20 protein-coding genes are annotated in these 21,569 nt (G+C 47.1%); 10 read left to right on the forward strand and 10 right to left on the reverse strand.

Annotation, left to right across the window (positions count from 1 at the left end):
* Positions 1 to 168 precede the first annotated feature (168 nt).
* From PSE6802_RS0111525 to PSE6802_RS0111540, 4 genes are all read left to right on the forward strand, one after another.
* Positions 169 to 807 (forward strand): hypothetical protein, encoded by a 639-nt coding sequence (locus PSE6802_RS0111525; RefSeq protein WP_019500214.1) that lies wholly within the window; start codon positions 169 to 171, stop codon positions 805 to 807.
* 351 nt (positions 808 to 1,158) lie between these two features.
* Positions 1,159 to 1,548, forward strand: coding sequence for a hypothetical protein (locus tag PSE6802_RS0111530; protein WP_019500215.1), 390 nt, complete (start codon positions 1,159 to 1,161; stop codon positions 1,546 to 1,548).
* Between the two features lie 327 nt (positions 1,549 to 1,875).
* On the forward strand, positions 1,876 to 2,196 hold the full coding sequence (locus PSE6802_RS0111535) for a hypothetical protein (RefSeq protein ID WP_019500216.1): 321 nt from the start codon (positions 1,876 to 1,878) through the stop codon (positions 2,194 to 2,196).
* 36 nt (positions 2,197 to 2,232) lie between these two features.
* Positions 2,233 to 2,646, forward strand: a complete 414-nt coding sequence (locus PSE6802_RS0111540; RefSeq protein ID WP_019500217.1) for a hypothetical protein — start codon at positions 2,233 to 2,235, stop codon at positions 2,644 to 2,646.
* Positions 2,647 to 3,025: 379 nt separating this feature from the next.
* Here the strand turns inward: PSE6802_RS0111540 and PSE6802_RS0111545 are convergent, their stop codons facing one another.
* The 4 genes from PSE6802_RS0111545 to PSE6802_RS0111560 all read right to left on the reverse strand — a co-directional run bounded on the left by PSE6802_RS0111545 (position 3,026) and on the right by PSE6802_RS0111560 (position 5,724).
* Complete coding sequence (locus PSE6802_RS0111545; protein ID WP_019500218.1) at positions 3,026 to 3,211, reverse strand: hypothetical protein; 186 nt, start codon at positions 3,209 to 3,211, stop codon at positions 3,026 to 3,028.
* Positions 3,212 to 3,660: 449 nt separating this feature from the next.
* Positions 3,661 to 4,395 (reverse strand): calcium-binding protein, encoded by a 735-nt coding sequence (locus tag PSE6802_RS0111550; protein WP_019500219.1) that lies wholly within the window; start codon positions 4,393 to 4,395, stop codon positions 3,661 to 3,663.
* Between the two features lie 22 nt (positions 4,396 to 4,417).
* Complete coding sequence (locus tag PSE6802_RS0111555; protein ID WP_019500220.1) at positions 4,418 to 5,083, reverse strand: DUF4214 domain-containing protein; 666 nt, start codon at positions 5,081 to 5,083, stop codon at positions 4,418 to 4,420.
* 143 nt (positions 5,084 to 5,226) lie between these two features.
* Positions 5,227 to 5,724, reverse strand: a complete 498-nt coding sequence (locus PSE6802_RS0111560) for a hypothetical protein (protein WP_026103241.1) — start codon at positions 5,722 to 5,724, stop codon at positions 5,227 to 5,229.
* 71 nt (positions 5,725 to 5,795) lie between these two features.
* Here PSE6802_RS0111560 and PSE6802_RS0111565 point away from each other — a divergent pair, with 71 nt between their 5' ends.
* Complete coding sequence (locus PSE6802_RS0111565; RefSeq protein WP_019500222.1) at positions 5,796 to 8,528, forward strand: valine--tRNA ligase; 2,733 nt, start codon at positions 5,796 to 5,798, stop codon at positions 8,526 to 8,528.
* A gap of 309 nt (positions 8,529 to 8,837) precedes the next feature.
* Here the strand turns inward: PSE6802_RS0111565 and PSE6802_RS35635 are convergent, their stop codons facing one another.
* Together PSE6802_RS35635 and PSE6802_RS0111575 are read right to left on the reverse strand one after the other, a co-directional pair.
* On the reverse strand, positions 8,838 to 9,464 hold the full coding sequence (locus tag PSE6802_RS35635; protein WP_019500223.1) for a calcium-binding protein: 627 nt from the start codon (positions 9,462 to 9,464) through the stop codon (positions 8,838 to 8,840).
* Positions 9,465 to 9,679: 215 nt separating this feature from the next.
* A complete protein-coding gene (locus PSE6802_RS0111575; protein ID WP_019500224.1) occupies positions 9,680 to 9,973 on the reverse strand; it encodes a hypothetical protein in 294 nt (97 codons plus the stop codon).
* Between the two features lie 48 nt (positions 9,974 to 10,021).
* Between PSE6802_RS0111575 and PSE6802_RS0111580 the strand changes: the two genes are divergently transcribed.
* The gene (locus tag PSE6802_RS0111580; protein ID WP_019500225.1) at positions 10,022 to 11,257 is read left to right on the forward strand and encodes an acyltransferase family protein; all 1,236 of its coding nucleotides are present in this window, start codon (positions 10,022 to 10,024) and stop codon (positions 11,255 to 11,257) included.
* A gap of 110 nt (positions 11,258 to 11,367) precedes the next feature.
* Entirely contained in the window at positions 11,368 to 12,651 is a 1,284-nt protein-coding gene (locus PSE6802_RS0111585) for a thioredoxin domain-containing protein (RefSeq protein WP_019500226.1), read from the forward strand.
* Between the two features lie 5 nt (positions 12,652 to 12,656).
* On the opposite strand, the gene PSE6802_RS0111590 is transcribed toward PSE6802_RS0111585, so the two are convergent.
* The 4 genes from PSE6802_RS0111590 to PSE6802_RS0111605 form a co-directional block, all read right to left on the reverse strand.
* A complete protein-coding gene (locus tag PSE6802_RS0111590) occupies positions 12,657 to 13,346 on the reverse strand; it encodes an ABC transporter ATP-binding protein (RefSeq protein ID WP_019500227.1) in 690 nt (229 codons plus the stop codon).
* 200 nt (positions 13,347 to 13,546) lie between these two features.
* On the reverse strand, positions 13,547 to 14,392 hold the full coding sequence (locus tag PSE6802_RS0111595; protein ID WP_019500228.1) for a DNA adenine methylase: 846 nt from the start codon (positions 14,390 to 14,392) through the stop codon (positions 13,547 to 13,549).
* 40 nt (positions 14,393 to 14,432) lie between these two features.
* Positions 14,433 to 15,271 (reverse strand): IS5 family transposase gene (locus PSE6802_RS28630; protein ID WP_156815411.1). Its coding sequence is split into 2 segments (ribosomal slippage): positions 14,433 to 14,923 and positions 14,923 to 15,271, totalling 840 coding nucleotides; the frame shifts between segments, so codons are not numbered across the junction.
* A 463-nt stretch (positions 15,272 to 15,734) separates the two neighbouring features.
* The gene (locus PSE6802_RS0111605) at positions 15,735 to 16,559 is read right to left on the reverse strand and encodes a Uma2 family endonuclease (protein ID WP_019500229.1); all 825 of its coding nucleotides are present in this window, start codon (positions 16,557 to 16,559) and stop codon (positions 15,735 to 15,737) included.
* Between the two features lie 497 nt (positions 16,560 to 17,056).
* Here PSE6802_RS0111605 and PSE6802_RS28635 point away from each other — a divergent pair, with 497 nt between their 5' ends.
* The 3 genes from PSE6802_RS28635 to PSE6802_RS31010 all read left to right on the forward strand — a co-directional run bounded on the left by PSE6802_RS28635 (position 17,057) and on the right by PSE6802_RS31010 (position 21,491).
* A complete protein-coding gene (locus tag PSE6802_RS28635; RefSeq protein WP_036945624.1) occupies positions 17,057 to 18,085 on the forward strand; it encodes a TIGR00341 family protein in 1,029 nt (342 codons plus the stop codon).
* A 175-nt stretch (positions 18,086 to 18,260) separates the two neighbouring features.
* The gene (gene nadA, locus PSE6802_RS0111615) at positions 18,261 to 19,229 is read left to right on the forward strand and encodes a quinolinate synthase NadA (RefSeq protein ID WP_019500231.1); all 969 of its coding nucleotides are present in this window, start codon (positions 18,261 to 18,263) and stop codon (positions 19,227 to 19,229) included.
* Positions 19,230 to 19,394: 165 nt separating this feature from the next.
* Positions 19,395 to 21,491 carry a protein kinase domain-containing protein gene (locus PSE6802_RS31010; RefSeq protein WP_019500232.1) on the forward strand — a complete coding sequence of 699 codons (2,097 nt, stop codon included), beginning with the start codon at positions 19,395 to 19,397 and terminating at the stop codon, positions 21,489 to 21,491.
* Positions 21,492 to 21,569 lie beyond the last annotated feature (78 nt).

Below are 21,569 nucleotides of genomic sequence, written 5' to 3' on the forward strand. Positions count from 1 at the left end.
TTAGCTTCTAGTGGATAGAAGGTCTTAACCTGTTATTAACCCTATCAATTGTCTCCACTGAGAAAGAGATAACGGCATCGATTTGATGTCAATGCTCGTAGTCTCGTCGTGGTGGACTAGATTTCTTACAAGTTTAGAATACATCTAGAATAAATCTTCGGAAAGGAAATGGCTCATTCAGACACATCTTCGGACACGGTCGTTATGGTTACAGGCGACGATCGGGTTGTGAACCAAGGCAACGATAATACCTTCTCAGTGGAGGATGAAGATGATGGTAACGATGATTCTATTACCGGCAGCAGTAACGACGGTTCTGCTGGTATCGTCATCTCTAATACGCTCGACACGGGAAATGGCAAGGATTCCATCACTGGTGATGGGGGCACCCAGGGTATCGGCATCCTAAACGATGGCACGATATTTACAGGGAATGGCAAGGATTTCATCACTGGCAGCGGCTTTATTGGAATCTCAAATAATGGCATCATCTTTACCGGTCGGGGCAATGACATCGTCGATGCTTTTGATGGCGGATTTGACGGCGATGGCGGCGTGTTTTTAGGAAGGGGAGACGATACGCTCCTTGGGTTTGGGACAGGTTGGTTTTATGGAGGCAAGGGTGAAGATACGCTTGTTTTGCCTTCAGACAGCTACTCTGTTGGTTTCGCAGCCATTGATGACAAAGTATTTGTGACCTTCACTCTCGGCGATTTCACCATGAACGTCATAGGATTTGAATCCTTAATAATTGGGAACAACACGTATGACTTTGCCGATTTGACTGAAGGCACGATAAGCGGGTAAATCCAGTAAATTTCTCAAAGCGCTAAAAATCTCTTTGTGGCTCGCTGCATGCAGACGAGGCGTTAAGGTGATTTTCCCAAGGGAATTTGTCCATTGGGATTTATTTCTGCGAGCCACGATCGCGGAAATAAATCCTACAGATATAGATATCCTGACGGAATCGCAACTAACTCCAAATTCAAAAAAATTTTGATATATTTGGGAACAAGCAATTGTTCCATCCGTCAACTTAGTTCAAGAAGCGAGTTGTTTCACAAGCAAAAGCTTGCTAATTCGTTTCCGTTCAGTCGAACTACAAAATTCGACTGAGAGCGAGTTCATGACTAGAAGTAAAAATGAGGTATTATTCTAATGTTTAAAAGAGCTTATGCGATTGGGCTGTTAACCTTTGCAAGTTTTGGTTTTGCTTCTCTACCTGCCCTGGCACAGAGCGAAGACTCTGGCTCGTCCCCTACTATTGTCAATACCAGCAAGCAAACTGTCAATCAAGCTGCTGTAATCACTGGCGATCGCAATAATGTCAGATTGCGCAGCAATCAAGTGAATATTACGAACATCCACAACAGAACTACTGGTAGTGCACCCACCGACACCATAGACAACCTGAGCAAGCAGCGCATCAATCAAGCCGCTGTCGTTGAAGGTAATCGCAATCGCGTCAACATGAATGCCGATCAGATGAATGTCTACAACCAACGCAGTAAAAGAGGCAACCACTACGGTCAATATAGAGATCGTTAATGCTGCCAACAAAGTAGAAGATGCTTTTTTGTAGAGGAAAACTTCGCACTTTGTCTTAAAACAGTAGATACCCTTTGAATGTTGAGGCTAGTATCAATTCTTTCAGGTAATGCAATATAGCCGTATGCAGATCTGTTAGGACAGGGGGGGTGGGGTCTGCGCCCCCAGAGGTGATTCCACCCCTGCCCCCCTCCTAATCCTGTTGGCTATAACTATAGATTGTAGGAAGGACAAGCAACTGTTTGTCCTTCCTACAATACATTTGCAGTCCGATATACCATTGCTACATGTTCTTTCTATTAGCGGAGCCACGTGCTTCCTACGCTTATGTTAAATAAGAAGTCAATTTTGCTCCTTACTGCTTCCGCTCTTCTTTTGCTACCGAGCATAGCTAGAGCGGAAATTGACGTTCAAACTGGGAATAGCAGAACAATCGTTGATGACGAAGGCCGCATCTTTATTAAGTCTGGTCATCCAGATAGTGAAGATTGGGATGCAGACGACTATACCTACGATCGCGATCGCTATCGTCAAAGGAACTATCGTTCCAGATGTTATACGGATAGTCGTACCTATAAAAGCGATCGCGCTGGAATTTCCGGTAATAGCGTAGTTCATACGCAAACTTCTACGACAGTGTGTCAGTAGATCTTTCCCAATACTTCACTTGCTCAGGAGGTTTTAATGAAGCTCAAGCTGATTCCACTCAGTCTTTTACCTTTTTCTGCGGTAATTCTGACCGAATTGTCTGGTGGTATTTCTATGGCATTCGCACAGTGCGTTATGACCGATGTCGCCGTGCAAACTGCTATTCGCGGTTCGCGCCGTCCGGCAACCCAAACCAATAACGTGCAAATGAGGGCTGATAAGTCCTGCTTTGGCAATACCAGTACGAGCACTAGTTCGCAGACGTATGTCGGTAGCGACGATCGCGTTATCCAGCAGAGATCGAGCGTTCACGATCTCAGTGGTAGCGGGAATAGACGTGGTATTAAAGGCTCCAATATTGCCGTTCCCGTCTACGTAAACGTAGATGTCTACAGTCCAGCCCACGACCCTAGATTTATGAATAACATAAATAAAATGCGATCGCGTTAGAAATTTTGCGATTTGGTTGTAAGCAAAACGAGATTTTGAGCCTTATATCTCGATTTCTAGGGAGGTAGTTCGCTACTTCCCTTTTTCATTTATCGGTAGAAATTAGTACCCCCATTCGGTATAGCGAAAGATTGATTCCACTTCTAGTTGCTTAGATGGTGAGAGTGTCCCCTTCTTCTCACAGATTAAGATATCTGAAGCTTTCAATATCACATCGGTTCAAGCGAATCTTAAGATTTTGTTATAAGCCTTAATTCTATAGAGTTTTTGACTGAGATAGTCAAACAACTGAGATGGAAAGATGTGAAGCATAATGGAAATAATCTCAATGTAAGGTTCTAATCGAGAATATTCCAGAAGATCGATCTATATTTGATTGCTACTTATTAGCACTTTTGACTACAGTGTCAGGACTGCCAGAAACTGTTGCAGGGGTAATTAACGGTACTAAGAGTGTAAATGTGAGAATAGTGAGCAGTCCACCTACGAATACTTGAGCAAACCATTTGTTGTCAAAAGCTTCGAAGCTACTGAGGTCTACTTGTCGATTAGTTTTACGTGACATGGCTTTTCTCCTTTAAGTGAGACCATGAATATTATTGCTTCAGAGAACATACCCTTGTAGCGATCGAAAGCCCTCATGTCTTGTGATGAATTTTTTGTAACACTGCGATCGCGATCGCTGACAGTTAATTCAATAAGACAGCTTGCTATTTAAGGGCAGCGCTTAGTGAGGATCTGTATGGGCTTGGGTGTTGTAGCGGAGCCTTGGATATTTCCCTGTAGTTTATACATTAGCTCGAGATCGTGAAAAACCCGTGAAAAAATTGTGAAAAACTGCTGAGAATTTTGTGGTTGGAGGTTGGACGCAGGACGCAGGGGTTTAGCATTTGTCAATAACGCTTGCGTTTGATGCGAAGATTTTCGGACAAATGCTAAACCCTTACTGAGGATGGGGGCAGGCACGGGGGCGCTGCCCCTACGATGACGACGGTACCTCGATCTTGTGGGAATTTATCCTTGGGCTAAAACCTGATCGGAAATAATGTCGATTCTGTTGACAACGTCACCAACCGATCGATCGAGGATGACACCCAGGATTAAGCCCGAGCCAGCAATACTGATAACAGTGTCATTCTGTCCGCCGCCACCGAAAATATTGGAGTAGTCGGCGCTGTCATCGAGAATAATCTCAGAGGTGCTGATGCGACTGTCCAGGCCAATGCGATCGCCTTCAAATGTATTAAAGTCGAGGGCAACGTCGGCATTTACGACACCCTGGGCAGCGGTATCGGTCCTAAAGATGAAAGTATCTAAACCGGAGCCACCCGTAAGGTCGTCGGCACCAAAGTCTCCTACAAGCAGGTCGTTACCATTGTTGCCGAACAAGGAGTCATTTCCCTGTCCGCCTCTGACAAGATCGCTTCCGTCTCCACCCTGAACGAAGTCTTCCCCGTTGTTGCCATTAACCGTGTCATCGCCCGATTGCCCGTCGAGAAAATCTTCATTGGTGCCGCCGCGCAGGAAATCGTTACTGCCGCCACCAAAAATGTTATCGTTGCCGGAGTTGCCATTAATCGTATCGAAGTCGTCAGAGCCTTGCACGGTGTCGTTGCCAGAAAGCGCGCGCACGCCAAAGGGGCGACCGAATAATTCGCCTGGAGCAATAAATTCATTATCGTCGCCAAAGCTCAGGTCGAGAAATCTGGAATCGAAAACGGGATTTTGATTGTCGGGTAATCGTGCCATATTTAATGTCTCCTCATAAAATTTATCTTCTTCTGGCGTTACGGGCTTCGGCGCTGTTAGCAAGTTCCGCACGGACTTGCTTCAACGTCCAGCCATTACGCAAAGCCTTAGTATAGCTATCTAAGCCACCAGAGTCTGCATTACGCCCCAAAACTTGGACGTAAACGCGATTAACTGCATCCCGCGCTTCGCTGCTCGCAGCTAATTGTTCGCGTATCCATGCCAGGGACTTACCATTGTCGATCTCATTGGCATAGCTGCGCAGTCCGTTGTCATCGGCATTGCGCCCCAGAACATCGCGGTAGAGCTGGTTAATCTGACCGTAAACCCCATTGCGATCGCCATAACGGTTGTCGTAACGATTATCGTAGCGATCTACATAGCGATCGCCGGAAAGATAGTCGTCAAGGTAAAGATCGTCATCATAACGACTGTCGTAGGGGACATAGGATGAGTTTCTGTTGTCGTAGCGATTGTCGTAATTATTGTCGTAATTATTTCCGTAACGGCTGTCATAGCGATTTTGCTGGCGAGGTTCGTACCTTTGCTCTGGGCGATCGCCATTGAGATCTTGACAGATCGTGACCTTGTTTTCCCACCGACACTTGGTTTGGGCATTTGCGGGCGGAATCGCTGCCGCCCCTAAGCCAACCAACAGGACAGCGACTGAAAGAAAGCTGTATCTCATGTTTTTACATTGCTCAGAAATATATGTACTGAAGCATTTGTGCCATTGCCAGCGTTATGGGGGTAATAGCACTAGCTCTAGTCTTCCTCCCCTCCGTACCACCCTCGGTAGAAGAATCCAGACAGTTGCTTTGCTTGACACACCTACCTGACGGAAATACTGCCAAATAAGTGCCGCAAAATTGCCCTTCGATATGCGAACACTGGCAGTTGGTAATATTCTGCTACAAATGCCACAACAAAATACAGGTGACAAAGGCAGGTCAGCACCGTCCACACGGTTGGTACCCAACCCAAGGGGCTATCGTCTGATGGCGCAAACGTATACCCCGCAAGGCCAACTAGCGCGGTCGGCAATACCACCAGGATCGCTCCGATCGTGTATGTAAATAAACCCAGTTCTTCGCCCTGCCGCTTAGCGCTTTGCCAAGTATTGCCATGCCACTGCCAACTCAGAGGGGTAGCATGGTCAGCCATCGCAAGTGTTTGGCGATCTCGATCGATCTCGAATACATGACTGCAAAAGTTACAGGCCAGTACTTCCATCATCGGCATGGCTGCAATCTGCCCTCGGCGACAGATGGGGCAGGGATACGTTCCGTTGAGGCTGAGATTCTCATTTTGCCGATCTAGAGTAGACATAGGAGCGCGGAGCTATTACGTTAGGAGCGTTTGGACTATAATTTGTAATCTATTAGATCTTAATATTTTCTATGAATACTGACAATTTACCGAAGCAATACGCTCCCCACGAAACTGAAGCAAAATGGCAAAAACGCTGGGAAGAGCAGGGTATTTTTGTCGCCGAGTCAAAGAGCGATCGCGCCTCCTTTAGCATCATGATTCCACCCCCCAATGTCACGGGCAGCCTCCACATGGGTCATGCGTTTGAGGAAGCTTTGATCGACGCTCTAGTGCGCTACCATCGCATGAAAGGGTTTAATACCCTGTGGCTGCCCGGTACGGATCACGCCAGTATTGCAGTTTCGACCATACTGGACAATCAACTCAAAGCAGAAGGGAAGAAACGTAAAGACTTAGATCGTCAGGAATATTTAGATCGAGCTTGGCAGTGGAAAGCCGAATCGGGCAGCACGATTGTCAACCAATTACGACGGCTGGGACTGTCAACAGACTGGACGCGAGAACGCTTCACGATGGATGAGGGCTTGTCTCATGCTGTAGTAGAAGCATTTGTGAGGTTATACGAAGATGGTTTAATTTATCGCGGTGAATATTTAGTCAACTGGTGTCCGGCTTCGCAGTCGGCGGTATCCGATCTAGAAGTAGATAAAAAGGAAATACAGGGACATCTATGGCATTTTCGCTATCCACTGGCGGACGGCAGCGGTCACTTAGTAGTGGCAACGACTCGCCCCGAAACCATGCTGGGCGATACAGCCGTTGCCGTGAATCCCAACGACGATCGCTACCAGCACATCATCGGCAAAACCGTAATGTTGCCACTGATGAATCGCGAGATTCCCATCGTAGGCGATCCGTATGTCGATAGCGAGTTCGGCACGGGTTGCGTTAAAGTAACGCCTGCCCACGACCCCAATGACTTTGAGATCGGTCAACGCCATCACCTACCTTCGATTAATATCCTCAATAAAGATGGATCGATTAACGAAAATGGTGGCGAATTCCAGGGGCAGGATCGCTTTGTCGCCCGCAAGAATGTGGTGGCAAAGTTGGAATCTTTAGAATTGCTGGAGAAAGTGGAAGACTACGTCCATACCGTGCCCTACTCCGAGCGCGGCAAAGTACCAGTGGAACCGTTCCTCTCGACGCAGTGGTTTGTCAAGATTCGTCCGCTGGCTGATTTCGCTTTGCAGGAATTAGATGAGAGAAACTCGCCGCAGTTCGTGCCCGAACACTGGAGTAAAGTCTATCGCGATTGGCTGGTGAAACTGAAGGACTGGTGTATCTCTCGCCAACTCTGGTGGGGGCATCAAATTCCTGCCTGGTATACACCTGACGGAGAGGTTTTCGTCGCTAGAACTGAAGCGGAAGCATTGGCAAAGGCTAAAGCCAAACTGGGTCGGGATGATATTCAATTGGAACAGGATTTCGATGTCCTGGATACCTGGTTCTCTTCCGGTCTATGGCCGTTTTCCACCTTGGGATGGCCAGCGCAAACCGACGACTTAGCTACATTCTATCCTACGAGCACTCTAGTCACTGGATTTGACATTATCTTCTTCTGGGTGGCACGGATGACGATGATGGCAGGTTACTTTACGCAGCAAATGCCGTTCCGTACTGTTTACATTCACGGCTTAATTCGGGATGAGAACAACCAGAAAATGTCAAAGTCGAAGAATAACGGCATCGATCCGCTCATCCTGATCGACAAATATGGCACGGATGCTCTGCGCTATGCTCTCGTGCGGGAAGTGATTGGCGCAGGACAGGATATTCGCCTCGACTACAATCGCAAGACAGACGAGTCCTCTAATGTGGAAACCGCCAGGAATTTTGCCAATAAGTTGTGGAATGCCTCGCGATTTGTCCTGATGAGTATTGGCGATCGCCCATCGGTAGGCAGCAACCGATCGGGAGAAATTACCGATCTCCCGTTAGAACTAAGCGATCGCTGGATTCTCTCGCGCTTTAATCGTACCGCGATTGAAGTGAATCGCCTATTTGGTATTTATGGATTGGGCGAAGCAGCTAGAGCTTTGTATGAATTTATTTGGGGCGATCTATGCGATTACTACATCGAACTGGTGAAGTCGCGCTTGCAAGGTGGAGATGGCGAGTCTAAGCAAACCGCGCAGCAGGTTCTGGTGGCAGTTTTAGATGGCACTTTGAGATTACTGCATCCGTTTATGCCGCATATCACCGAAGAGATCTGGCAGGCGATTAATGATGATGGGAATAATGGAGATGGTAGCGATCGCAACCAATATTATTTAGCAATTCAATCTTATCCTGAAGGGGATGCGAATTTAGTTGACTCGGACTTAGAAACGCAATTCTCGCTTATATTCGAGACAATTCGCACGATCCGCAATCTCAGATCTGAGGCGGAAATCAAACCTGGATTGCAGATTAAGGTTGTCCTGCAGAGCGATAACAAAGGGGAACGTCAAACTTTGCAATTGGGTAGCACCTATATTCAAAATCTCGCCAAAGTTAACGATCTGGTAATTACCGACAAAGAACCAGAGGGCATAGGGCAAACCGTCGCTGGTGTTGTCGATACCGTACAGGTTTTGATTCCCCTCACCGGAGTGGTGGATCTGGCACAGCTCAAACAAAAGCTAGAGAAAAATCTGGCTAAACTCGAAGCTGCGATCGCATCCATTCAAACTCGTCTCGGTAATGAGGGCTATGTCAAAAAAGCGCCCCCAGAAGTAGTAGCGACGGCAAAAGCTGAATTAGAATCATCCCTACAACAGGCAGCGATCCTGCGATCGCGCCTGGCACAATTTGGATAGCTGTTAGTTCTCATGCTAAAGCGGATTGGATTTCCAATCCGCTTCAGGAATTGATGACCGATCCTAAATCCGTTTGTCAACCATTTTTTCCGTAGTCTGCGCAGGCAGACTTTGTTTGTATATAGCGGTTTTCAGATGAAAACGAGAAGTGGGTTTGGGGGCAACACCCCCAAGAAGGGGAGGCAGGGCGGTCTTGGGGGTTCCCCGCTAGAGCCACTGCCGTGTTCCACCCCTTCACCCCATCAATAAAACCTGTTCTCAATTGAAAAACGCTATAGCTGCGACTTCTAGTCGCCAGACACCATCAGTCTAGGCAACGATTTCGATCGTGCCAGCTACTGGTCTGTTGCCAAGGGTAGGGGCGGGAGAAAGCATGGCGAATAGTTCGTAAGTAAATCCCGTACCGCCACCATCGCGATCGAAGTAGAGTCCTCCACCAGTGTTATCGTAGTAGATGCTGGAAACACCAATAGTTGTAGCCGCATTGATACCTGTGGCTCCACCTGCGCCTTCAGCAAAGTGGAAGTTTTGCCCAAAAATTGGTACCCCAGTAGTTCCAGTCTGACCAGCGATCAGCGATCCGCCAAAGCCACTAGCGCTAATTTGCAGTCTATCGCCACTGGTGAGAGTTACGCCTGGGTTGTTGTAATCAGTCAGAATATCTACCTCACCGGAGCCGGAGGTGAAATTAGCGAATTTGAAAGCATCATTGCCAGCGCCACCTGTCAGGACATCATTACCAGTGTTACCGATTAAAGTATCGACCCCTTCTCCACCTCTGAGGGTATCGAATCCAGCACCACCATCAATATAGTCGTCGCCGCCCAGACCAGAAACAACGTCATCATTTACTGTAGTCTTGCGACCGGGGCCTGCTTCAGGATAGAAAGCATCTGCAACTGGGCTGCCTGTTAAACTTACACCAAAAATAGCCATTGTAGTTTTCCTCAGATTCTCTTAGTTTTCAAGTTCTAGTTCGGGGGGTACTCCTTGCCTTTTACTCTTTGACTGGAGAGATGTAAGGTCGGGCTGTATTTCCTCGATGAACCTAATGTACGGCTTTCTAAGAGTTGAGGTTGCGATCGCGCCCTCACATAGTTAGTGACATTACCGCGTTAAACCTATGATCTAGATCGCTAAGCTTGGAATGACTACCTAGGCAGCGCAGATTTGGCGCGATCGACTACAGCAGTAAAAACCTCAGCCACTACTCTGCGCAGAAACTTGCTGAAGAGAATGCCCTGCACGTTGTCGGTACCTAAATCCTTTAGCCCAACGCTTGGAACTTGAATAGTAGCCGCACTATAGGTACACCTAGATTCTGCGCTGGCAATTTGCTCGATGCCTGACCTGAGCATATAACCCAGACCAAACCAAACTACAAGCAGAGCGATCGCCAACCCCAGCAAAATACCGATTAAGATTTGTTTGACTCGATACCGCATGATTGTATTCTAACTAATTACTGTTGAGCTAGTCGGAAAGCACTGCCAATGAGACTCCAACTCAAGCAACAACCTCTACTCGCACAGCTAGATGTAGTTCGAGGGTTTGCTATCCTGGCCGTTTTTATCTTTCATATCTATGGTGCTGCGTTTGGGATGGATAAGCTGCCCTTCTTAGGAAACTTTAGAGACTATAGCAAGGCTCCCGATCTAGCCTTTCTAATCTTTTGGCCTTACCAATACGGTATGCTAGGAGTCACGCTATTCTTTGTGCTCTCAGGTTTTTGCATACATTTATCGTTTCTCAAATACGTTAACTTCCTAGAGGATCGGGACTTAGATTTTCAATTTAAAACCTACATCAAAGATTTTTTCGTAAGGCGAATATTTAGGATTGTCCCCGCGTATTTGCTAGCTCTATTAATTCTTAGTTTTATTTACAACCCTACTAAAATTGATATCGAGACAAGTGAAGGTAGTTTTCAGTTTTTCAGCCATCTATTTTTAGTTCACAACTTCAGTAAGGATTCATTTTTTGGCATCAATCCAGTGTTTTGGAGTATTGCGGTTGAAATGCAACTTTACTGCATTTATCCATTGCTATTAATTATTCGCAAACATCTAGGCATTGCCAAAACCGTACTGGCAATTTTCATATTTCAGTATTTTTACGGTCAATTGGGATGGGACTTAGATCTACAAATAAATGAACTGGGAAAGAGTTGGCAAAATCCATTTATGGAAAGCTTGCAAATATTTAGACAAATGCCCTTTAACTTTTGGTTTACCTGGGCTACCGGAGCCTATTTAGCCGAGCATATTTATGTAAAAAACAAGAAGATATTAAATCTTAATCTGCAATATAAGATATTATTTCTGAGCTTATACTTGTTAGGGTCTCTCTACAAACCACTATCTGCGCTGGGTCACTATTCCACTATTGTATTATTTATTTCTTTTGTTGAAGATTATATTTTTGATCGCCAAAACCTGACTTCCCTAGAGTGCGCGATCGCCAATGTTGGTCTGTGTTCGTATTCGATGTATTTATTCCATCAACCTATAGTTGTATGGTTGGTGGGTCTTTTGAGTAAGCCATTCAATTCTTACTTTATCTGTACGGTTGGTGCCATCTTGGTGTTTATTCCGGTGTTTGGAATTAGCTGGTTAATTTACAAATATGTAGAAATTCCCACGCATCGAGCTGGCAAAAGTATTGCCCAGCAAATTTCTTCAAGTGATTTGAAAATATATGGTGATAACAAGTATGGCAATCCGAAATGATTCATGAGATATTTTGAGCTACTGGCTAATAGCTATTAGCCATAATTCAAATCAGATCGCTATAATAGATTGTCTGCGTCAAATCCTGTACGACCATGCATTTTAGAAATATGTCAAGCTGTAGCAAGCCCATCGTTGGGGCGTTAGTTGGTGGTTTCACCCTAGTGCTTACTACTAGTATTAACAGCATTGCGATCGCCGAAACCTTACCGACTCTATTGCGTCAAGCTGCTTCTTCCAATTCCAGAGAATCGCAGGCAGCGATCGCGGCGTTGCGACAATTCAAAGATGAAGGCGTGCAGGCATTTTGGCAAACCTATCAAACTCAATTACCTACCGACGAACGTTTGCGCAAGGTTCTAGACCAAATTTGCCAACAAAAAGATTGCGATATGTCTCGTCTGTACTGGTACACGGATTTAGAACAGGCTAAAGCTGCCGCCAAAACTAGCAATAAGCCCATTCTTTCTCTGAGATTGCTCGGTTACTTAGATGAAGACCTCAGTTGTGCCAACAGTCGCTTTTTCCGTACAGTTCTCTATCCCAATGCTGAGATATCCCAATATCTACGCGATCGCTTTATTCTCCACTGGCAATCGGTTCGTCCCGTGCCTAAGGTAACTATCGATTTTGGTGACGGACGCAAGCTGCAACGCACTCTCACAGGTAATAGCATTCACTATATTCTCGACAGCGAAGGCAGAACTGTAGATGCCTTGCCGGGGTTGTACGCGCCCAAAGCGTTCTATCACAATCTAGCGATCGCAGAGCAAGCTGCGCTCCAATCATCTAAGCTGGCAGGCAACGATAGAACTCAGTGGTTGCGTTCCTATCATAGCGATCGCCTCAATGTCCTCCAAACCAATTGGCGCAGCGATCTAGTACGACTGGGAATAGCCTACCAACCTTTGCTGGCTAGTTCTCAAGTAGAATCCAATCTCACCAGTACACCGGATGCCGAAATTGCTGGGAGAAGGGCGATCGCTAAATCTGCACCAGAAATACCTTTACTGCGCCGAACCAGAAGTAGTTCTGTTCTCGCGAGTAATAATGACAAGCTCACCGATACTCAATGGCAGCGCATGGCAGCATTAAATGCCCGCGAAGTCAAATTAGATGATAACAGTCAGGCACTGATGCGGCGGAAATTATCGTCCCAGTCGTCTTTCCCTCAAGTCCTGGCAAACTTTGAACGTGCGATCGCGCAGGATACCGTCCGCAACGAATATCTTTTCCATGCCCGCCTCCACCAATGGTTAGCAGAGGGAACGGCAGAAAATAATCTCAATGCGCTAAACGAACGAGTTTATAGCGAGCTATTCCTGACCCCCAGCAGCGATCGCTGGCTAGGTCTCTCCGCAAGAGATGTGTATACTGGCATTGAAGCTCAATAGATAATTTAGCGAGATAGTGGGCTGCTATTAGCGATCTCTCCATCTCTGACGCGGATAATCCGTTTAGTGCGAGCGGCGATATCGGGTTCGTGGGTGACGATTACAATTGTAATTCCTTGCTCGTTTAACTCCGACAGTAAATTCATTACTTCCTGTGAGGTTTCCGTGTCTAAGGCTCCGGTCGGCTCGTCGGCCAGTACCAGAGCGGGACGATTAACCAGGGCGCGGGCGATCGCCACCCGCTGCTGCTGCCCACCAGACAGTTGGCTGGGACGGTTATGCATCCGATCTGAGAGGCCGACTCTCGCTAAAGCTTGCGCGGCATACTGTCGGCGTTCTGACTTAGGGATATTGGCATAGATCATAGGCAGCATGACATTCTCTAAAGCAGTAGAGCGCGGGAGCAAATTGAACTGTTGAAACACAAAACCAATCCGCTGATTGCGAATATAGGCTAGCTCATCATCATCCAAGCTGGTTAAATTCCTACCTTCGAGGAAGTAACGCCCTTTAGTAGGGCGATCTAGGCAACCAATAATATTCATCAATGTGGATTTGCCAGAGCCAGATACGCCCATAATGGCGACATACTCTCCTTCCTGGATCGACAGATCGATTTGCTTCAAGACGGAAACTGTCATTTCGCCTAAGCGATAGTCTTTTGTGATGCCTTGCAAGTGAATTATGGTACCCATCTAGACTTAGTCCCTCGATTTTCTACTGGTGTTGCAAATTGTAAATCTTGTATGGAGGACTGGGGATTGCCCCCTCGGAAGGGGTTTCATCCCCTCTTCAAAGCTTTTGCGTTCGTATACTGACAGAATACTACTGTGATTTTAACCTTTACCAACATAGAAAATTTGTTATACGGCAAGAATTCACATTGGCATCCTTTTTATAGCCATGTTAGATCTTTCCCAATTATTAATTCTGTCTTCCTCGCATGATGGGTGTTCTTCATTGCAATGAGTTTTGTCTCGAACTTACAACGGCTTGCCAGTGCCTGCGCTTCAGTGACATTGTCATAAGTCATCAGAAAGTCACCTTGTAATCTATTTGCTAAATCAAATAAGGCTTTGTGATCGATATCTGAGTAACGATAGAGTCGCTGCCCAGACTTTATATAAGGCGGATCAATGAAATAAACAACATTATTTCTGCAAGCATTTTTCTCACATACCTCGAACGCATCCCCTTGGATAAAGTGGATTTTGTGCTTAATTTGATCGATTGTAAGAATACGCTTTTTAAGCGTCGCAGGATACCATCTTGAGGTTATTCCTTTACCATTTTCTCCATTCTTAATAAAGCTAGCTCCATCCGCGAGAATACCCCCTCGATTCACACGATTTTTGATAATCGTTGCAAAAGCAAGTGACTCTAAAGATTCATCGGCTCGATCAATGGCTCTTTTTGCCGTTTCTGGAGTTAGTTGAAAACGCATGATGGCATCAGCCAGCCACACAGCTCCACCATTCAGGATAATTTGCCAGACCGCAGCAACACCTTCATCCTTTTCAACCATCGTTGCTCGATCGACAAGATTTTCACAAACGGCAGTCAAACTCACGATACCACTACCTGCAAAGGGTTCTATCATTTCCTTATCAGTCCCCCCTTGATGACGCAACCATTGCCGGATCTTTGGGATGAGCCAAGTTTTCCCGCCAGCATATCGAAAAGGGCTGCGTTGTGGAACACGGGTCTGATCGGAATTTTGTGTATCGAGCTTCTGAAACAACGTAAATACGTACCTTGGAACTCAATAGACCTCTTGCAAATTAGCCAACTGAGGAGCCTTGAGAGCGTTCAAAATTGTAGAGACCAGCAATTAGATTGCAACGCAAACCAAAGCGGTGACGACGATTGCGATAGCGTCCAGATAAGATGCGGAAGATCTTCAAGCGGCGATTAACATGCTCAATGCCAACCCGTTGGCGCGCAAGTTGGCGGTTGAACGCTTTCTGCTCAGGCGTAAGCTGACCACCTTTCGGTTTCTTGTGGGGTAAGCGGCAGTAGAGATGCAGTTTCTGGATGCCTTGATAACCCTTGTCCTGCAAACTCTCGGTTTGAGGATGGAAATGGATGCCAGAAGCTTTGAACAGCTTGAAATCATGCCGTCGCCCCTTGCCGAAAAACGTACAGATAATCTGCCCAGTAAGAGCGTCAATTATGAGTTGACATTTGAGCGTGTGCCCTTTCTGTTTGCCGCTATAAAAGGCACGTTGGTGCCGCTTAGGACGCTCAATGCGAGTTTCAGTCACATCAACGTCGCGACTGTAGGTATCCCAAAGCCCCGCACCAACTGGCGCTTCCCAGGTAGTCGAAAGCGACGTGAGCGGATTAAAGTCTCCTCTACCCAATGCACTATTCGACAAACTGTAGACTCGCTGATGCCCCAACTAGTGGCGATGTGAAAGTAGGTGCGATATTCCCGCCAATACTCGAAGGCAACCAATATGCGGTCTTCTAGTCCGAGTTTAGGCTTGGCTCCAGGTGTTGGCGTTGCTCGCCACTCTGGTTTAAGCACTTTCACAATTGCTTTGAACGTATTAGTCTCGATACCAAATCGACGCTTAAAGTGTGCAGCAGGTAGGGTTTGCGCTATTATATAGTTCATCATCAGGACGCTTTTTCGTTATTGCTATGTCCTGATATTTTCCTATCTTGGGGTTCTTTGGCAACTCAACCTCAACCTAATCTGCAAGAGGTCTAATTTACACAAAATTCTGAGCACTCTCGGGAATAGCGATCGCCTTACCATTTAGTCAGGGAGTTCGCCAAAGCGATCGCATTTTAGTTTTGATATAGTCAGCGATCGCCTTACCATTTATTCGGGGAGTTCGCCAAAGCGATCGCGATATTTTTTCAAGATCTCTTCTGCATGTTCTTTCGCTAAACGTTCCTGTAATTTTTCTTGGCGTTCTTGGTTGGCGATCGCTTCAGCTTGTTGTTTAGCTAAATTTGCTTGGTTAGCGATCGCTTCGGCCTCTTGTTTAGCTAATTCCGCTTGCTCTTTAGCTAATTTTTCTTGCAGGGCGATCGCTTTTACGACGATCTGAGCAGAGCGATCGTCTTAACATTTATTCTGGGAGTTCGCCAAAGCGATCGCGATACTTTTTCAGCAACTCTTCTACTTGTTCTTTAGCAAGTTTCTCCTGAGCTGCGATCGCTTCGGCTTGCTGTTTAGCTAAACGTTCTTGTAATTTTTCTTGACGTTCTTGGTTGGCGATCGCTTCTGCTTGTTCTTTAGCTAATTTTTCTTGTAGGGCGATCGCTTCAGCTTGCAGCCTATCCTGCTCCGCCTCAGCATACGAACGCAAGATCTGCTTTGATTTGGGGTCAAAGAAGCGAAACCGTCGATCTTCATATAAATACAGGTCTAAACCCAGTACCTCACTATGCAATGACAACACCCCATCCGGCAAAATAGACGCAGCGATCGCCTGATATTTGCCTTGCTCCAGACGCACTCCCTGTAAAGGCAGCGGTTTTAAATAGTCCCCAGATGGATCGAACTGAAAATATTCCTTGACTCCCAGAGTCCGGTAAATTAGCGGATTCTCATCGCGATCTTTGCGCACCGTGCCCTTAGAGGTAATCTCTAAGACAAAATCAGGAACTTTGCCGCCTTCTTCCCACAGCTTATAGCTGAGGCGATCGGCACTATTCATGCCAAACACGACAAATGTATCTGGTGCGATCTTCTTATCGGGATTATTCTCTTCGTAGAAAATGAATAGATTCCCAGACACGTAAACGTCCTGCCGTGGCTCGAACCAAAGCCTGAGTGCCTCTGTCGTATAGCTCAGATTACGCCTCTGTTTATCACCTTCAGCCATCGGCTCAAAGTCCTCTTCCAAATATTCAATTGTGGGGGTTAGCTTGAGTTCGCCAGAAACAGTCATGGTACGGCACTCCAAGACATGTGAGATCCAAGCCTAGGTTAACATAATTGCTGAGCTAGATAAGTGCGATCGCCTGTACTCCGTTACTCAGAGATTTAATCACTAATCATTATTTGAGGTAGTAGTTTGTCTAGGTGTTGACCACTGTTTGAACAGTAAACACGACAGATCGAACGGGGTGAAGGGGTAGAACACGGCAGTGGCTCTAGCGGGGAACCCCCAAGACCGCTCTGCCTCCCCTTTGTGGGAGCAACGCCCCCACCCCCCATCCGTAACCACAACAATTTAAATTGGTATAGCGTTTTTCAATTGAGAACAGGTTTTATTGACGGGGTGAAGGGGTTCCACCCCTTCTTGGGGGCAACGCCCCCAAGCCCCCTTCTCGTTTTCATCTGAAAAACGCTATATAACACCTGTTCAGGGCAGGTTTGAACTTTGAGCCTGTACTTTTAGTCCAGAAGTAGTAAAATTCGAGCAGCGAGTATGGGTAAAAAACTTTGCTGGAAAGGCTACATAGTTTAGTTGGAGACTTCAGACGTACGAGAGTTGAGCCAGATAGACTACAGCAGTTGCAAGCTGAATTGGTGGCAGAATCTACGCTGGATGTACCGTATCTGGTTCTAATTGTTTCTTCCTGCGCGATCGCTACCTTCGGGCTGCTTTCTAATAGCGCGGCGGTTATCATCGGCGCTATGGTGATTGCACCCTTGATGTTACCCATTCGAGGGTTAGCTTTTGGCGCGTTGGTAGGGGATACGCAGCTTTTTCGTCGCGGTTTGGTTGCCGTGACAGCCGGAACGTTACTAGCTCTGGTAATCTCCTGGGGTATCGGCCTTCTCATCAGTCTCCCGAGCTACGGTAGCGAAATTCTGGCGCGCTCTAAGCCCAACTTACTGGATCTGGGAATTGCCGTTGTTGCGGGTGGTATCAGCGGTTATGCAATGGTGCAGCCCAAAATCTCTGCCAGTCTGGCGGGAACGGCGATCGCCGTCGCACTCATGCCCCCGGTTTGTACGATTGGTTTGGGATTGGCTCAAGCAAACTGGCCTCTCAGTTGGGGCGCAACGCTACTTTACCTGACGAACCTGTTGGGTATTTCCCTTGCTTGCATGGTGACTTTTTTAGTGACGGGATATACGCCCTTAAAACAGGCGCGCAAAGCACTTGTATGGACTCTCTTGCTTACAGGTGTCCTCGTCGTGCCGCTCGCGTTGAGCTTTTTCGAGTTGATCGGCCAGTCTCGCCTGGAAGCCAGCCTGCGGAAGGTTTTGCTAAACCGTACCCTTACCTTTCAACGCGTAGAATTGCTCAAGAGCGAAATTAACTGGCTGACCAGCCCCCCTCAGGTTTATCTGAGCGTTCGCGCCAAGGAAGCCATTACCCCCAAGCAGGTGAGGCTCTTGGAAGCTTTTTTAGAAAGAGAAATGCATCAGCCGTTCGCGCTAATTTTTACAGTCAGTCAGGTTGAAGAAGTCAGGGGAGACAGTTCGGTGCCTCCGCCAACGAACTCGAAGCCCAATCCTTAAGCAACAATCCGGCTTTCAAGGCGATCGCCCCCAAGATCGCACTTTATTTTTCTGCCAACTGCGATCGCTCTAAAAATATACCCTGAGTTATAGGTTTTATCCTGTTATTTTTAGTAGTTTCTACTATAATTAAGCAAGCTACAAAAAATTACTTGAACTATAACTGAGGCCATACGTGTTTGCCACTCTAGAAAGACAAAGTCAACAGCAGCCTGTTATTCCTCGCGATCTGTTTGGGGCGATCGCCGAGCTGAAGCAGGAGCTAAACGCCGTCATTTTAGCTCACTATTACCAGGATCCCGACCTGCAGGATGTGGCAGACTACATCGGCGACTCCCTCGGGTTAGCGCAGGCGGCGGCAAATACCGATGCTGATGTCATAGTCTTTTTGGGCGTACATTTCATGGCCGAGACTGCCAAAATCCTTAACCCCCATAAACAAGTACTTTTGCCGGATTTAGCAGCTGGCTGCTCGCTGGCGGATAGCTGCCCTCCCGATCGCTTTGCCGCTTTTAAAGCAGCCCACCCCAACCATATGGTAATTTCCTACATTAACTGCTCGGCAGCGATTAAAGCCATGAGCGATGTGATTTGTACTAGTGCCAACGCCGTGGCGATCGTCAAACAAGTGCCTGCCAATCGCCCCATTATTTTTGCCCCCGATCGCAATCTAGGCCGCTACGTCATGCAGCAGACAGGGCGGGAAATGTTGCTCTGGCAAGGAAGCTGCATGGTACATGAGATTTTTTCGGAGCGCAAACTAGTGGAGTTAAAGCAAAAATATCCCGACGCTCAGATCGTGGCGCACCCAGAGTGCGAACCGAACGTGCTGAGACACGCGGAATTTATTGGCTCCACCACCGCCTTGTTAAAGTACGTACAAACTAGTCCCTGCAAGTCTTTTATCGTGGTCACCGAGCCGGGCGTAATCCACCAAATGCAAAAGGCATCACCGGGCAAGCAATTAATTCCTGCCCCACCGGAACATGACTGCGCCTGCAACCAATGCCCGCACATGCGGTTGAATACTCTGGAAAAGCTGTACTTAGCCATGAAAAACCGCTCGCCGGAAATCGTGATGGACGAAGCAATCCGGCAAGCTGCGCTTGTACCGATTCAACGAATGCTGGATATGTCAAAATGATCTCAGGTGATTTCTAGTAAACAAGATCCGCGTAGGGGAAGGTTTTGTAGTTAATCTACGACTAGAACCATTGGATTCGGGCTAAACCTGCCCCTACAAGTAGGTGTGTATTTTTTCTCTTGGAAATCTCCTTAAATACGCCTTCATAGATACAAGGACTAGACCATGAGTTCTTCCCACCGCTCCGATACCTGGCTTGGTCGCCTCGTTGGCGATCGCGATCGCTATCGTTTAGAAGAGCATCTCGGCGGCGGTGGCATGGGGGATGTTTTCCTGGCAACAGATACGTTACTGGGCAAGCAGGTAGCTTTAAAGCTGCTCAAGGGGGCACTAGTTGACGTTGAGGGATTTGGCAAACGGTTTTCCCGCGAAGTTGCCCTTTGCGCTGCGCTAAAGAGCGATCATATCGTGCAGGTGAGCGACTATGGCATGACTGTCAATGGCGAGCCATTTTACGTCATGGAGTATCTAGAAGGAGAAACTCTAGGGCAGCGCTTAGCTCAACAGCAGCGCTTATCACCTCAAGAAGCTATAGGTATTATCATCCAGGTATGCCGAGGACTGCAAGTAGCGCATGAGGGTGTCAACGTATGGAAAAAACAGGTTGTCGCCAGTACAAAGAGCAGGATCGTCCATCGCGATTTAAAGCCTGAAAATATCTATCTCGTTCCCACAGTTCTGGGCGAGTTGGTCAAAATTATCGACTTTGGTATCGCTAAGATCTATAGCGAGCAACAGCAACAAGTACAGGAAACTAATCTGAGTTACTCCAATCAGTTTCTCGGCACCTTTCGCTATGCTTCGCCAGAGCAATGGGAAAATAGAAAGGAGTTGGATGGGCGATCGGATATCTACAGTCTGGGCATCATCTTTTACGAAATGCTGAGCGGTACCGATCCATTCCACAGTAAAACGACTCAGACCGATCTGGCTTCCATTGTCTTTTGGGCAACAGCGCATACTAAACAACCGCCCAAACCACTGCGATCGCAACCTGGATGTGCCTATATCTCACCAGAAATAGAAGCAGTAGTCATGCGGTGCCTGGAAAAATCCCCGGATCGGCGTTTTGCTACGGTAACGGAACTGAGTCGAGCAATCGTGCAAGCGGCTTCAGACAGCAACCTGCCACTGAATATTTCCATTCCCCCACCTGCACTGCAGGATGCCTCGATTCCCACTGAAGTCGGCGCTAATCTGGAAACAGAAATGGGCAGATTCGGTACGCCAGCGCTAGACTCCTCGTTCTCAGAGACGATCGCATCCGCACATATTCCTTTATCGGTTACTGAACCTACCCAAAATGCATTTCCCTCTGAGCCGCTCGCCTCTGAAACTACTCAAGGAGGTAAGCCAACTCCTGGCGGCAGAAATTCTCTACTCAAAGTAGTTGCGGGCACTGGCATTGTCGGTATACTTGCCAGCGTATCCTATGTATATTGGCAAGGGCTTGGGAACAGTAGCAATCGTGGTAGTAGCAATATCGCTATCCTGGAAGATATTAAGACGCTAAAATCTCAATCAAAATACGAGGAATGTATTGCTAAAGCTACTTCTGCAACATCATCGGCAGCAGATACAAGTATCAATCCCGACCTCCAATCTATTCTCAATCAATGTCAATTAGAGCGAGCTAAGCAATTCGCAATAGAACAAAAGTTCGATCTCGCTTTGGCAAGAATCGCGCAGATCCCGGCCCATAGTTCCAGCTATGCAGAATCGCAACAGCTAGTTAGACAGTGGTCGGTAAAAGCAATCGCTCTGGCTGCGCCCAGGTTTCAAAATGGCGACCTCAATGGCGCGATCGCTCTGCTGAATGCAATTCCCAAAACTAGTCCAGGCTACGCTAAAGCGCAAACTGCGATCGCCAACTGGAAAAAAGAATGGCAAACAGCAGAACTGAACTTTAAAGCAGCGCAATCGGCACTAAAAAATAACAACCCCCAAGCAGTGCTTGATGCCACTAACAAAATCCCCAAGATTGCGTTTTGGCAGAAAAAAGCTAAACCCATTGCTGACGATGCCAACGCCCGCCTTGCCAAAATTAACCAGCCTGCGATCGTCGAACCATCCAATCCGGCAACAGATCCTGCGCCAGTATACATTGCCCCTAGTCGTATTCCCGAAGCTCCTACCAGCGTCCAGCCCGAAGCTCCAGCAGTTCAGGCTCCCCCCGAACCCAATCCCGTTTATACAGTTCCACCCAACCAAAACTTGGGAGAAGAGCAACCAAGCTCGAATAAGAAGGACGAAGGCATTTAAGGAAAGCTGAGTAGGTGCCTTGCCAAGAATAGCGATCGCTCGCTTTAAGCAACAGGTACGGTAAACCCTACCTCATGG

Source organism: Pseudanabaena sp. PCC 6802, from assembly GCF_000332175.1.
Taxonomy (GTDB): domain Bacteria; phylum Cyanobacteriota; class Cyanobacteriia; order Pseudanabaenales; family Pseudanabaenaceae; genus PCC-6802.

What these genes read in the sequence shown, in the direction of transcription:
- PSE6802_RS0111525 (WP_019500214.1), top strand. Translation starts at nt 169, where the DNA reads ATGGCTCATTCAGACACATCTTCGGACACGGTCGTTATGGTTACAGGC.
- PSE6802_RS0111530 (WP_019500215.1), top strand. Translation starts at nt 1,159, where the DNA reads ATGTTTAAAAGAGCTTATGCGATTGGGCTGTTAACCTTTGCAAGTTTT.
- PSE6802_RS0111535 (WP_019500216.1), top strand. Translation starts at nt 1,876, where the DNA reads ATGTTAAATAAGAAGTCAATTTTGCTCCTTACTGCTTCCGCTCTTCTT.
- PSE6802_RS0111540 (WP_019500217.1), top strand. Translation starts at nt 2,233, where the DNA reads ATGAAGCTCAAGCTGATTCCACTCAGTCTTTTACCTTTTTCTGCGGTA.
- PSE6802_RS0111545 (WP_019500218.1), bottom strand. Translation starts at nt 3,211, where the DNA reads ATGTCACGTAAAACTAATCGACAAGTAGACCTCAGTAGCTTCGAAGCT.
- PSE6802_RS0111550 (WP_019500219.1), bottom strand. Translation starts at nt 4,395, where the DNA reads ATGGCACGATTACCCGACAATCAAAATCCCGTTTTCGATTCCAGATTT.
- PSE6802_RS0111555 (WP_019500220.1), bottom strand. Translation starts at nt 5,083, where the DNA reads ATGAGATACAGCTTTCTTTCAGTCGCTGTCCTGTTGGTTGGCTTAGGG.
- PSE6802_RS0111560 (WP_026103241.1), bottom strand. Translation starts at nt 5,724, where the DNA reads ATGTCTACTCTAGATCGGCAAAATGAGAATCTCAGCCTCAACGGAACG.
- PSE6802_RS0111565 (WP_019500222.1), top strand. Translation starts at nt 5,796, where the DNA reads ATGAATACTGACAATTTACCGAAGCAATACGCTCCCCACGAAACTGAA.
- PSE6802_RS35635 (WP_019500223.1), bottom strand. Translation starts at nt 9,464, where the DNA reads ATGGCTATTTTTGGTGTAAGTTTAACAGGCAGCCCAGTTGCAGATGCT.
- PSE6802_RS0111575 (WP_019500224.1), bottom strand. Translation starts at nt 9,973, where the DNA reads ATGCGGTATCGAGTCAAACAAATCTTAATCGGTATTTTGCTGGGGTTG.
- PSE6802_RS0111580 (WP_019500225.1), top strand. Translation starts at nt 10,022, where the DNA reads ATGAGACTCCAACTCAAGCAACAACCTCTACTCGCACAGCTAGATGTA.
- PSE6802_RS0111585 (WP_019500226.1), top strand. Translation starts at nt 11,368, where the DNA reads ATGTCAAGCTGTAGCAAGCCCATCGTTGGGGCGTTAGTTGGTGGTTTC.
- PSE6802_RS0111590 (WP_019500227.1), bottom strand. Translation starts at nt 13,346, where the DNA reads ATGGGTACCATAATTCACTTGCAAGGCATCACAAAAGACTATCGCTTA.
- PSE6802_RS0111605 (WP_019500229.1), bottom strand. Translation starts at nt 16,559, where the DNA reads ATGACTGTTTCTGGCGAACTCAAGCTAACCCCCACAATTGAATATTTG.
- PSE6802_RS31010 (WP_019500232.1), top strand. Translation starts at nt 19,395, where the DNA reads ATGAGTTCTTCCCACCGCTCCGATACCTGGCTTGGTCGCCTCGTTGGC.